This is a genomic window from Ruegeria sp. AL11 (assembly GCF_056540865.1).
This window is the reverse complement of the sequence record NZ_JBQFXO010000005.1, coordinates 207,689-219,544: the sequence shown is the minus strand read 5'-3', so window position 1 is coordinate 219,544 and position 11,856 is coordinate 207,689. Positions and strand designations below refer to the sequence as shown.

The 11,856-nt window shown below is 56.4% G+C and carries 12 protein-coding genes; 10 read left to right on the top strand and 2 right to left on the bottom strand.

What is annotated here, in order from left to right; translation table 11 throughout:
- Nucleotides 1-45 precede the first annotated feature (45 nt).
- Both ACR0IP_RS10255 and ACR0IP_RS10250 read right to left on the bottom strand, forming a co-directional pair.
- Nucleotides 46-243 (bottom strand): hypothetical protein, encoded by a 198-nt coding sequence (locus ACR0IP_RS10255; RefSeq protein WP_480525363.1) that lies wholly within the window; start codon nt 241-243, stop codon nt 46-48.
- A gap of 279 nt (nt 244-522) precedes the next feature.
- Nucleotides 523-816 carry a hypothetical protein gene (locus ACR0IP_RS10250; RefSeq protein ID WP_480525361.1) on the bottom strand — a complete coding sequence of 98 codons (294 nt, stop codon included), beginning with the start codon at nt 814-816 and terminating at the stop codon, nt 523-525.
- Between the two features lie 1,156 nt (nt 817-1,972).
- On the opposite strand from ACR0IP_RS10250, the gene ACR0IP_RS10245 reads away from it, so the two are divergent.
- The 10 genes from ACR0IP_RS10245 to ACR0IP_RS10200 all read left to right on the top strand — a co-directional run bounded on the left by ACR0IP_RS10245 (nt 1,973) and on the right by ACR0IP_RS10200 (nt 11,853).
- Nucleotides 1,973-2,380 (top strand): hypothetical protein, encoded by a 408-nt coding sequence (locus tag ACR0IP_RS10245; protein WP_480525359.1) that lies wholly within the window; start codon nt 1,973-1,975, stop codon nt 2,378-2,380.
- Nucleotides 2,377-4,038, top strand: a complete 1,662-nt coding sequence (locus tag ACR0IP_RS10240) for a terminase TerL endonuclease subunit (RefSeq protein ID WP_480525357.1) — start codon at nt 2,377-2,379, stop codon at nt 4,036-4,038. Before ACR0IP_RS10245 ends, ACR0IP_RS10240 begins: the two co-directional genes overlap by 4 nt.
- Before the next feature lie 139 nt (nt 4,039-4,177).
- Nucleotides 4,178-4,486: a hypothetical protein gene (locus ACR0IP_RS10235; RefSeq protein ID WP_480525355.1), complete on the top strand. Its 309-nt coding sequence runs from the start codon at nt 4,178-4,180 to the stop codon at nt 4,484-4,486.
- Between the two features lie 156 nt (nt 4,487-4,642).
- Entirely contained in the window at nt 4,643-4,996 is a 354-nt protein-coding gene (locus tag ACR0IP_RS10230; RefSeq protein ID WP_480525353.1) for a hypothetical protein, read from the top strand.
- A complete protein-coding gene (locus ACR0IP_RS10225; RefSeq protein WP_480525352.1) occupies nt 4,993-5,307 on the top strand; it encodes a hypothetical protein in 315 nt (104 codons plus the stop codon). The genes ACR0IP_RS10230 and ACR0IP_RS10225 overlap by 4 nt, the downstream gene beginning before the upstream one ends.
- Before the next feature lie 156 nt (nt 5,308-5,463).
- A complete protein-coding gene (locus ACR0IP_RS10220) occupies nt 5,464-5,736 on the top strand; it encodes a hypothetical protein (protein ID WP_480525350.1) in 273 nt (90 codons plus the stop codon).
- Between the two features lie 183 nt (nt 5,737-5,919).
- The gene (locus tag ACR0IP_RS10215; RefSeq protein WP_480525348.1) at nt 5,920-7,623 is read left to right on the top strand and encodes an NAD(P)H-dependent oxidoreductase subunit E; all 1,704 of its coding nucleotides are present in this window, start codon (nt 5,920-5,922) and stop codon (nt 7,621-7,623) included.
- A gap of 14 nt (nt 7,624-7,637) precedes the next feature.
- Nucleotides 7,638-10,424, top strand: coding sequence for a formate dehydrogenase subunit alpha (gene fdhF / locus ACR0IP_RS10210; RefSeq protein WP_480525346.1), 2,787 nt, complete (start codon nt 7,638-7,640; stop codon nt 10,422-10,424).
- A 110-nt stretch (nt 10,425-10,534) separates the two neighbouring features.
- The gene (locus ACR0IP_RS10205) at nt 10,535-11,320 is read left to right on the top strand and encodes a cyclase family protein (protein ID WP_480525344.1); all 786 of its coding nucleotides are present in this window, start codon (nt 10,535-10,537) and stop codon (nt 11,318-11,320) included.
- Nucleotides 11,317-11,853, top strand: coding sequence for a thioesterase family protein (locus ACR0IP_RS10200; protein WP_480525342.1), 537 nt, complete (start codon nt 11,317-11,319; stop codon nt 11,851-11,853). The genes ACR0IP_RS10205 and ACR0IP_RS10200 overlap by 4 nt, the downstream gene beginning before the upstream one ends.
- Nucleotides 11,854-11,856 lie beyond the last annotated feature (3 nt).

Below are 11,856 nucleotides of genomic sequence, written 5' to 3'. Positions count from 1 at the left end.
TAGGTAAAAATGGCCGGATTTATGTGCCACTTAGTTGAATAACGGTTAAGCGGCGTCCGTCGCATCGCCCAGCGCATACAGCAACAGGATGGCGAGCAGAGGCGAACCGACCACGCTGATGGCGACCCAGATCCATGTGTTCCGATTGCGGCGTTCTGCCATTTGCCAAGGCACGACGAAGTAGAGCCACAGCAGGAATATGAGGACGATGATCGAGCCGATGATGGTGACGATGCTTTGCATGTTCCAACGGTAGCGATTGAATATGTTCCTGGCTAGGTCTTGCCTCGTGGTGAGAACAAAAATAGAACAAATGCTATGCGCAAATGGCCCATGACCATCCCCTTCGACCTTCGGTGCAAGCTAGAGTCAGCACGGCAAGCCCGGTACTCGCGCGGTCCCCAGGATGATTGGTTGGTGTTTAAGGAGTGGCTTGAAGCCCACGGCATCGACCCGCCAGACTATGCGTTCCCAAGCGAACCAGAACTACCGGGCGGCAGAGATAGGTGAGTTTGAGTTCGGCTATTCTAACTTGGTGTAGTCTTCGAACCCTTCGACTGCTCCGTTGATAACCGTACAGTTACCAGCCTGCCGAACAATTGGGTCGTCCCAATAGACGTTCCAGAAGATCAACAGCTTGTCGCCGTCGTCCCATCCGGGGAATACGCTTATGGCTGCGTTAGGCAAGTCGGTAAACTCTGGCACTTCCCAAACGTAGTCGTGGCATAGCCCAAGTGCTGCAGTGGTCTTCCTGTCAAAGGCCAAAGCGGGTTGGGTCAACGCAACTAGGAACGCAACAGCGGTTACTACCTTCATAAGATTTTCCCACCAATCAGATTTGCTTACCGACCGTAGCATCAAACCTGTACTAGCCAAAACGTTTACTCTGCTATTGATTGAAGGCCCGCCACTAGGGCCATAAATCCCGTTACCCACGCTCCTCGCCTTGCTCCGGCGCTCTCCGATGGGTCTAGATAGGAAGCCGGGAACACGACGGGGGGCGGAGGGTTGAAAACATTCAACTAAGGCCCGAGCGCCGCGCGGGGATAGCGTTTATAAAAGGGACGTTATTCTGCGACTGGAGAAGAATTTTCGGGTTCAGCCATAGCCGGGTTCTCCAGCACCTGTGGGAACCAGTGCTCCAATTGGGGTGCTACCCAATCCAAATACCCGAACCACCCTGCGACCGCGCATGCAAACACAGCAAGGGGCAACATCAAATCAAAGACCCATACTCTGTACATGCGCATCGTCCCAAATATCAGCACGTTTTCCTACGCATCAGTGCTTTCGTGGTGTCATCGCAAGCAATTTTGGTTTGTTCTGCGAGTTCGCTAATCTCGTGCCTGCACTCGTCTATTTGTCCCGATTCAACGATTTCTTTCAGACGAAGGTAGTTCACGTATACTTGGCCACCTTTTATGTATTCAGAAGCACTAGAATTCTCGTAGCGTGCAAAATCATCTCTTAAGTTGGCGCAAAAAAAACAAAGCTTTAGTCATGTTATGAAAGGAAATAATCCTATTTAGATCATTCCACTCTTTCTTAACTTTTTCGTCGATTGTGAAGTATTGAATCCCTTCATCAAGGAACGCCACAAGATAAGATACAAACAGATAGACCACTGACAGTACCAAGACGAAACTAAGCAAATACTCGGGCACGAGAAGATCAAAACCGGCATTTTCAATCTTGGTTAGTCGAAGCCTAAAGACCGAAACCGAAATAGATGTTAAGCAAAATATCAGAAGTGCAGACTGTTTTTTCCTCGTCGCGTTGCTGAGATAATCCATTGCTCTTGGCGAAGCCTTTTTTGGTTTTGATCGTGAAACAAACATGGTCAGTAAAAACGATGCACGAATTTGAAGAATACTGGCACAAACCTTACTGACCGAGTCCCTGAAAAAGAACAAGAAAATTTCTAATAATTTTAGGGATTTATACGTAACTCTCCCTGGCTATAATTCCTGCCATGACAGAAAATGTTGTAGCAATAGCTGGCGGCAATGCCAAAAATCAGGAACTGTCGAAAATCCCGGCGGACTTGACCGGTCAGTGGGCAGATGCGTTTCACGAACTTGCTGACATTGTCACCGTTCAGTCTGGCATGGTCCCGGCCGACGTTGAGATGATTGCAGCCGTTGTTCGGGCGCAAAGGCGCACCGCTTTGCATGAAGCCTTGGCATTGAAGGCGCTGAAGAACGAAGATCAGGAGGAATTCGCCGCCCAGTCCCGTCTCACCAATTCGGCGTCAAGTTCCGTTCGTGCCGGGCTAACGCAGCTGAAGGCTCATCCTGCAATTCGCGCCGCCAAAATGGCGAAGGCAAAAATGGGCGAGGATGCGTTGGGTGGTGACGACGACTGGAAGGATATTCTGTGAAAAACCTTTCACCGGCTGACCTTACGCCCACGGCCTGTGTTGATTGGCAAGAAAGGCTACAGCGCGGCGAGTTACCAATCACAGTTGAGCGACTTCCGACCGAAACCGAACGCGCGGTGAAATTTGGTAAGCGGGTAGACCGTCTGCGGGTGCCAGACCTCGTCGGCCAGCCCAATTTTGGTTCGTTGCCGTCGTCTGATTGGTTGCGGACGGTCGGCAAGGCGATTTGGGGCGACGACGAAATTAGAGAGGCGTTGATCTGCGTCGGCAAGAAATCTGCCAAATCGGCTGGCGGTGCTTTGCTGTTTCTGAGCGCATTCATCGGCAACAAGAAGCCTCATGCCAACTTCACTATCCTGTCGCCAACGGTTCGGATTAGCCAATTGACCTTTGACGTGATTGCGGGTGCGGTCCGTGCTGACCCGGCGCTCAGTCGTGCTTTTCACATCCGTGACAGCGTCAAAGAAATCGAAAACCTTGCTGACGGCAGCAAGCTCAACGTTAAGCCGCTTGATGCTGGTGCGGTTGCTGGGCTTAGGGGTAGCTGCCTTGTCGATGAGCTGTGGTTGGCGGGGGAAATCTCTTCGTCTGATCGTCTGCGCGCGCAACTTCGCGGTGCGTTGGCAGCGGACCCGCAGGCGAAAATCGTTTACGTGACAACCGTGAGCGACAGCCTTCCGCGCGGGATGTTCTTGCACCTGCTTCAATACGCGCGACAGGTGCGCGATGGCACGATTGACGACCCCACATTTTTGCCGTGCATCTTTGAGCCGTGGGAAGGTTGTGACCCGGTGCGGGATGAATCTACGTGGCCGAAGTTGTTGCCGAGCTATCCGCACATTGCCGACGCGCAGTTTTACCGCCGCACGATTCAGGCCGCGAAGGAGGCTGGTCCTGCTGCTGTTCAGGTGATGCGGTCGCAGTTCTTCAACATACAGCCGATGCGGAACCTGAAAACTGGGGCTTGGACAGTTGCCGAGAAGTGGGACCGCGTTGCTGCTAAGCCTATGTCGTTGGAAGCATTGCTGGAACGTTCAGAATACGTGGCCTTGGGGTGCGACCTTGGGTCTAGCTTTGACTGGACGAGCCTTGCTGCTATCGGCGTGGACCGTGACGAGAATTGGTTGGTTTGGGCGCAGTCGTGGTGCTTTCAGTCGTCTTACGACTACCACAAGAAGGAGCAGACCCAGTTAGACCAGTTTATTGACCACGGCGATTTGCGCATCGTGGAGCCAGGACAAGATCTGACCGAGATTTTGGACGTGATGGACCGTGTGCGGGATGCCGGAAAGTTTCACGGGCTTGGCATGGACCCGTATGCTGGTTCTTCCCTGTACACGCCAGCCGAGGAACGCGGGTACGACATTGATGGATCAGAACCTGATATCCTCGCCATCCGCCAGACCATTCAGGGATTGAACGCGCCTATTCAGCGAATTGAACGCCAGATGCTTGAGGGCAAACTGATTGCCGACAACGGACCGGCGTTGGCTTGGTGTGTTAGTAACGTGCTGATGTCTCAGGTTGGTGCGAATACGAAGCTTGAGCGCGAGCAGCAGGGCGGGAAAATAGATGCATTGGCGGCGATGATAGACGCGGCTGGGATGTTGGTTATGCGGCGTCCGCGCGTTGTAGACGTTATGGCATTGATTGGGTGAGAATATGGGCAAGCTTAGAGCAGCGCGGAATAGGCTTGTTTCGGCAGAAACCCGGTTAGCCCACCCGGAAAAGCCTACCCACCTCTCTCCGGCTGTTCTAGAGCGCGAGCAATTGTATTTAGGTTATAGGTGGCGGTCTGTGCGCCGCGCGGTTCTGAGCCAGTTGGGATCAACGCCGCAGGACCCTTTATGTAATATCTGCGGCGTCAAGGGAGCCAACCAGCTTGACCACCTCTACGGCCACGACGACGCGGTGGCGGATGAGTTGGAGTTTTGTCTTGGGCTGGGTGCCGCGCCGCATTGGCGCGACCGGTTTTACACTGGACCGTTCATCCTGCTGTGTCACCCCTGCCACTCACGCAAAACGATGCATGAAAAACAAGGTAGGCTGGCGGATTGGGTTCAGGCAAATTGGGAAGTGTTGAAGACGTTGAGGCCCACCGCCTAGATGCCCAAAAGCGGTTCTGGTGGAGGGGGCCAACACCGCAGGAGACTTCCCGTTGGTTCCGACCGCAAATTGACATCTAACCACATGAATATGGCAGAAAATCACATGCCATTTTGATTGCGCATCATTACGTGCGCACTGAAGGAGTACCGGACAATGAAAAAACTGATCGCACCCGCACTGGCGGGTTCTCTAGCGTTGAGCGCATGTGCTCAGAGCGCGGATAAAGTCACCGCAGCCTACGTGCCGATGGGCATGTACGGTGGGCAAAGCTGTGGACAGCTAAAGCAGGAACACGCTCGGGTCGTCGCGCAAGTGAACCACCTGACCGGGGAACAGGACAAAAAGGCTCAAACGGACGCCGTGGCAATGGGCGTAGGTTTGGTGCTGTTCTGGCCTGCTTTGTTCCTTATGGCCGCTGACAAAGACGAAAGCGGGCAGTTGTCGCAGCTTAAAGGTCAACACGACGCTATCTTGGCTGCTGGCGCTCAGAAGGGATGCTGGTCGTGAGCATTTGGGGAAAACTGGCAATGGGAGCGGCCTTGGTCGCTTCCGGCGTTGTCGCCTATGTGTGGTACAAATATGAGAACGACCCGAAAACGCGGGCTGAACTCAATTGTAAAACCGCTTGGCACGAGTTGCTGGCCGATACCGAAGACAAAGTTGTGTGGGGCAAGTTTGCCGCTTGGGTTCAGGGCCAAGGTTCCGAATACAATATCTTCGTCAGCCTAGAGAACAAACTCGGTTTTGCGATTGAGCCAGGCACTTGCACCTACGATATGAACACCGGCAAATTGCAGGTCACTCGGCCTCCGGCTTGACCAATGCTGATATATGAGACCTGAAAGCCCCGCCTCTCGTTTCAGTAGAGTGCGGGGTTTTTGCTGTCTGGACAGAATCATTCTGCTGTGCTGCTATCAGCCCATACAGGAATACAGCGTTAGTACAGAAATCGTAACTTTAGCTGAGGACCTGATATGGATGACTATCCTGAAACTATGTACAAAATCGACGCCAATCATTGGTGGTCGCCTGACGTTTGCAAAGACGAAGACGGCAACTATTCCGATGGCTTCTGGCTCTGGCACGAACACCCGGAGCATGGCCCCGTACCTTATGGTCCGTCTTTCTGTGTGGACTATGAAAAAGACGACTGTATGAGCGTTGGTATCCGCGCGACCGAAGCCAACTATTCGTGGCCTGAGGTCAATGCGTTACAGGACGCGTTTTACTTCGAGTTGGTGCGGTAGCGGACGCGGGGTGAGCTTGTCCCGCCGTTTACCCGCCGTTGAGGCTCTCTTACCCCTGTTTTTGCAAGGGTAAGAGAAAAACGCCGCCTTTGCGGTGATAAGGTGTCGTTATCGTGCGATTGCATAAGACGATTTGACGATATCCTCCTCTGATGAGACACGGAGCCTCAATCGGAGGGCATCATGGCACCATTAGATACCAAGCCATCAGGCGCACCCAAGGGCGTTTGGAAGTCAGGTAAAGGCAAAGGGCGGCACACGCCCAAAGGCCGTCAGTTCACGGATGAGGCACAGGCGGAGATTGCGCGCCTGTTGGGGGATCGCCCCCGTCGCCGCGATTTGCTGATCGAATTTCTGCATTTGATTCAGGACGCGCACGGCCATATCAGCGCCGACCACATCGCCGCCTTGGCGGTTGAAATGCGCATCGGTCAGGCCGAGATCTATGAGACCGCGACCTTCTATGCCCATTTCGATGTGGTGAAAGAGGGCGAGACGCCTCCTCCGGCGTTGACTATCCGCGTTTGTGATTCCCTGTCCTGCGAGATGGCCGGTGCGCAACAATTGCAAAAAGCGCTAGAAGATGGGCTGGACCCCGCCGAGGTTCGTGTTGTCCGCGCTCCTTGCATGGGCCGCTGTGACACCGCTCCGGTGCTTGAGATCGGACACAACCACATCGACCATGCGACCCCCGAAAAGGTACAGGCCGCAATTGCAGCGGGTGACACCCATGCGCATCTGCCTGACTACGAAACCTTCGCGGCCTATGAGGCCGACGGCGGTTACGCCAAGCTGAAAGAGCTGCGCGAGGGCGGCGATTGGGAAAAGGTGCAGGAAGACGTTCTGTCCTCGGGCCTGCGCGGTCTTGGCGGTGCTGGCTTCCCGTCGGGCAAGAAATGGGGCTTTGTTCGCATGAATGAAGGTCCACGCTATCTGGCCGTGAACGGCGATGAGGGCGAGCCCGGCACATTCAAAGATCGCTACTATCTTGAGCGCACGCCGCATGTCTTCCTGGAAGGCATGCTGATCGCCGCATGGGCGGTCGAGGCCGAGACCTGCTTTATCTACATGCGTGACGAATACCCAGCCGTGCTGGAAATCCTGCGCCGTGAAATCGTCGCGTTGGAGCAGGCAGGGATTGTCGAAGAAGGTTACATCGACCTGCGCCGGGGTGCTGGTGCCTATATCTGCGGCGAAGAATCCGCGATGATCGAGTCAATCGAAGGCAAGAAGGGCCTGCCGCGCCACCGTCCTCCGTTCGTGGCGCAGGTTGGGGTCTTTAACCGCCCAACCTTGGTTCACAACGTTGAGACGCTGTATTGGGTCTCGAAAATCTGCCGCGAAGGGCCGCAAATCCTGAGCTCGGTTGAAAAGAATGGCCGCAAGGGACTGCGCAGCTACTCGATCTCGGGTCGTGTGGCGAAGCCGGGTGTGTACCTGCTGCCCGCCGGCTCGACCATTCTGGACGTGATCGAAGCTGCTGGTGGTATGGCCGAAGGTCAGACATTCAAGGCGTACCAGCCGGGCGGTCCGTCCTCGGGCCTGCTGCCCGCGTCGATGGATGATATCCCGCTGGATTTCGACACGCTGCAACCGCATGGCACCTTTATCGGCTCGGCCGCCGTGGTGGTTCTGTCCGATCAGGACACCGCCCGCGATGCGGCGTTGAACATGCTGCGCTTCTTCGAAGACGAAAGCTGCGGCCAGTGTACGCCCTGTCGTGCTGGCTGCGAAAAGGCGGTGAAACTGATGCAAGCCGACAAGTGGGACACCGATTTGCTGGAAGATCTATGCCAGGTCATGGGCGACGCCTCGATCTGCGGTCTGGGGCAGGCGGCCCCGAACCCGATCCGCCTTGTCATGAAACATTTCGCTGACGAAATCTGAGGGGAGACAGAGCCATGCTAGACGCAAGCCCAACCAAGACCGTCACCTTCAACCTGAACGGCGAAGATGTCACCGTGCCCGAGGGCTGGACCATCTGGGAAGCCGCCAAGGGCCAGGGGTTCACCATCCCGCACCTGTGCCACAAGCCGCAGCCGGGTTATCGCCCGGACGGCAACTGCCGCGCCTGTATGGTCGAGGTGGAAGGCGAGCGCACGCTCGTCGCCTCGTGCATCCGCCCTGCCGCAGACGGTATGGTCGTCAAGACCGACAGCGACCGGGCTGAGAAATCGCGCGCCATGGTCATGGAACTGTTGGTCGCCGATCAGCCGGAAGAAGCCCATGACGCCTCCAGCCACTTCTGGGACATGGCAAAGCTGAGCGACGTCAGCGAGAGCCGGTTCCCGGCGAAAGAGGCCGAAAAGATCCCGCTGCTAGATGACAGCCACGTTGCCATGCGTGTCAATCTGGACGCGTGTATCAACTGCAACCTCTGCGTCCGCGCCTGCCGTGAAGTGCAGGTGAATGACGTGATCGGCATGGCCGGTCGCGGCCATACGGCTCAGGTGGTGTTCGACCAGAACGATCCGATGGGCGATTCGACCTGTGTCGCCTGTGGTGAGTGCGTTCAGGCTTGTCCCACCGGCGCGCTGATGCCGGCCACCGTGCTGAACGACCAGCAGAAGGGTGACAGCAAGGATTACGACTCTGAAACCGAAAGCGTCTGCCCGTTCTGCGGTGTGGGCTGCAAGGTCTCGCTGAAGGTCAAGGACGGTAAGGTCAAATATGTCGAGGGCATCAACGGCCCCGCCAACGAAGGCCGTTTGTGTGTCAAAGGCCGCTTTGGCTTTGACTACATCCACCACCCGCACCGCCTGACCAAGCCGCTGATCCGGCGTGAAGACGCACCAGCCAAGGGTCTGAACGTCGATCCGGGCAACCTGTCGACCCATTTCCGCGAAGCGACGTGGGAAGAGGCGATGGATCTGGCCGCCACCAAGCTGATGGCCCTGCGTGAAGAAGACCCGCGCAGCGTTGCAGGCTTTGGCTCGGCCAAATGCACCAACGAAGAAGCGTACCTGTTCCAGAAGTTCATCCGTCAGGGGTTCCGCCACAACAACGTCGATCACTGTACCCGTCTGTGCCACGCGTCGTCCGTTGCGGCCCTGATCGAGAACGTCGGCTCGGGCGCGGTGACCGCGACCTTCAACGAGATCGAAAACGCGGACGTGGCGATCATCATCGGCTCGAACCCGATCGAGAACCACCCCGTTGCGGCGACCTATTTCAAGCAGTTCGCCAAACGCGGCGGCAAGCTGATCGTGATGGACCCGCGCGGCGTCGGCATGCGCAAGTTTGCTGAAGAAATGCTGCAATTCCGTCCGGGGGCCGATGTCTCGATGCTCAACGCGATCATGAACGTGATCGTCGAGGAAGAGCTCTATGACAGCCAGTACATCCACCGCTGGACAGAGAACTGGGAAGCCGAGAAAGAGCATCTGCGCCAGTTCACGCCCGAGGCGATGTCGCCCATCTGTGGCATCGAACCCGAGCAGCTGCGCCGCGTCGCGCGCACTTTTGCACAGGCCAAGGCCGGTCTGATCTTCTGGGGTATGGGCGTTAGCCAGCACATACACGGCACCGACAACTCTCGCTGCCTGATCAGCCTTGCGCTGATGACCGGCAATGTCGGCAAACCCGGTGCTGGTCTGCACCCTCTGCGGGGTCAGAACAACGTGCAGGGGGCCTCAGACGCCGGTCTGATCCCTATGTTCCTGCCGGATTACCAGTCGGTCATGGATGATGACATTCGCGCCAAGTTCAACAGTGTATGGAATGACGAGCGTGACTTCTCGAACGAGAAGGGCCTGACCGTCACCGAGATCATTGATCAGGCCTATGCGGGCAACATCAAGGGGATGTATATCCAGGGTGAAAACCCGGCCATGTCCGACCCCGATGTTGGTCACGCCCGCGACGCTCTGGCCAAGTTGGAGCTGATGATCGTGCAGGATATCTTCCTGACGGAAACGGCGAACTACGCCGATATCATCCTGCCTGCCTCGGCGCTCTATGAGAAGAACGGCACCGTGTCGAACACCAACCGTCAGGTCCAGCGTGTACGTCCGGCCGTGACCCCTCCGGGTGAGGCGCGTGAGGATTGGAAGATCACCGTCGAGCTTGGGCAGCGCATCGGGCTGAATTGGGACTACACTGATGTGTCGCAGGTGTTCAACGAGATGAAGTTGACGATGAACTCGCTCAACAACATCACGTGGGAACGTCTGGAGACCGAGACCATCACCTATCCGTCTCTTTCCGAGACAGACCCGGGTCAGGCGATTGTGTTCGGTGACGGCTTCCCACGTGCGGACGGCAAGGCCCGGTTCACTCCGGCCAGCGTCATCCCGCCGGATGAAGCCCCTGATGACGAATACCCGATGATAGCCACCACCGGCCGCCAGCTGGAGCATTGGCACACTGGGTCGATGACTCGTCGCGCCAAGGTATTGGACGCGGTTGAGCCAGAGGCGAACTGCTCGATGAACCCGCGGACGCTGAAACTGATGGGGATAGAACCGGGCGAGATGATCCGCTTGACCACACGTCGTGGCTCGATCGAGATCATGGTTCGTGCCGACCGTGCGATTGCCGAAGATATGGTGTTCATCCCGTTTGCCTATGTTGAGGCAGCGGCGAACATTCTGACGAACTCGGCCATCGACCCCTATGGCAAAATCCCCGAGTTCAAGTTCTCGGCGATCCGGGTCGAGAAGATCGAAGACGCTATCGCGGCAGAGTAAACTCCACTCCAGACACTCGAAAAGGCGGCCCATTGGGTCGCCTTTTTCGCGTCTTGACAGCGGCTTACACGCGACCAACCCTGTCAACATCATTCATGATGGAGTTGCCGATGCCCCGCCGTTTCGTCGATTTGTCTGTTCCACTGGAAACCGGCATCGTATCGGACCCGCCGATCATGCTGCCTGAGATCGAGTACATGAGCCACGATCAAACGGCCGAGCAGGTCATGTCGTTCTTTCCCGGCCTGCAAAAGGATGACCTACCTGGCGGAGAGGGTTGGGCTATTGAGCGATTGCAAATCGCGACCCATAACGGGACCCATCTGGACGCGCCCTATCATCATCATTCCACAATGGACAAAGGTGAGCGGGCGATCACCATCGATGAGGTGCCGCTGGAGTGGTGCATGAACCCCGGCGTTAAACTAGATTTTCGCGATTTCGAGGATGGTTATGTGGTCACAGCAGCGGATGTCGAGGCCGAGCTGAAACGGATCGGGCATACGCTGAAACCGTTGGATATCGTGGTCGTCAACACTTCTGCCGGGACGCAATATGGTCAGCCCGACTATCTGATGAAGGGCTGCGGCATGGGGCGCGAAGCAACCCTTTATCTGACAGAACGCGGCGTGCGCGTCACAGGCACGGATGCCTGGAGTTGGGACGCGCCCTTCCCGTTGACCGCACAGGAATATGCGGAAACCAAAGATGCCTCGATCATCTGGGAGGGGCACCGCGCCTCGATGGAGATCGGCTATTGCCACATGGAGAAGCTAACCAATCTCGAAACCCTGCCAGCGACGGGGTTTGAGATTTCTTGTTTTCCCTTCAAGATCAAAGGCGCGTCAGCCGGGTTCATCCGCGCCGTCGCGATCTTTGAGGACCCCGAGGAGTGAAAATCACCAACATGTCGCAAGATACACAACCCCTTGGCGGCCATGATGGCCCGTATGATGCACCGATCGAAATCCACGGCTTTGCCTTGCAGCCGGGCTGGATCGACTACAACGGGCATATGAACGTCGGCTACTATGGCGTTGCGTTCGACATGGCCTTTGAACGTTTGCTGGTCGATCATCTGGGTCTGGGTGAGCCACAGGTCGCCGCGATGGGGCAGGGGCCTTATGTGCTGCGGTCGCATATGCAGTTCCTGCGTGAGGTCACTTCGGACATGACGATCCACTTTAGGTTTCGGCTGCTGGATGCAGATCAGAAACGAGGGCATTATTTCGGGCAGATGGTCTCTATGCCGGATGAAAAGGTGTGTGCAACGCAAGAGGTGCTGTTCATGAATGTCAGCCACGAGACGGGGCGGTCTGCGCCTTATCCGGATTGGGCGGTCAGGCGGCTGGCGCGGATGGTCTCCGATCACAAGGCGCTTCCTCAGGTACCGGAAATCGGCCAACCGATTGGTATTCGCCGAAAGTAGTCT

Bases quoted from the DNA above. Each gene is read 5' to 3' on its own strand.
- ACR0IP_RS10255 (WP_480525363.1), bottom strand. From the start codon at position 243: ATGCAAAGCATCGTCACCATCATCGGCTCGATCATCGTCCTCATATTC.
- ACR0IP_RS10250 (WP_480525361.1), bottom strand. From the start codon at position 816: ATGAAGGTAGTAACCGCTGTTGCGTTCCTAGTTGCGTTGACCCAACCC.
- ACR0IP_RS10245 (WP_480525359.1), top strand. From the start codon at position 1,973: ATGACAGAAAATGTTGTAGCAATAGCTGGCGGCAATGCCAAAAATCAG.
- ACR0IP_RS10230 (WP_480525353.1), top strand. From the start codon at position 4,643: ATGAAAAAACTGATCGCACCCGCACTGGCGGGTTCTCTAGCGTTGAGC.
- ACR0IP_RS10220 (WP_480525350.1), top strand. From the start codon at position 5,464: ATGGATGACTATCCTGAAACTATGTACAAAATCGACGCCAATCATTGG.
- ACR0IP_RS10215 (WP_480525348.1), top strand. From the start codon at position 5,920: ATGGCACCATTAGATACCAAGCCATCAGGCGCACCCAAGGGCGTTTGG.
- fdhF (WP_480525346.1), top strand. From the start codon at position 7,638: ATGCTAGACGCAAGCCCAACCAAGACCGTCACCTTCAACCTGAACGGC.
- ACR0IP_RS10205 (WP_480525344.1), top strand. From the start codon at position 10,535: ATGCCCCGCCGTTTCGTCGATTTGTCTGTTCCACTGGAAACCGGCATC.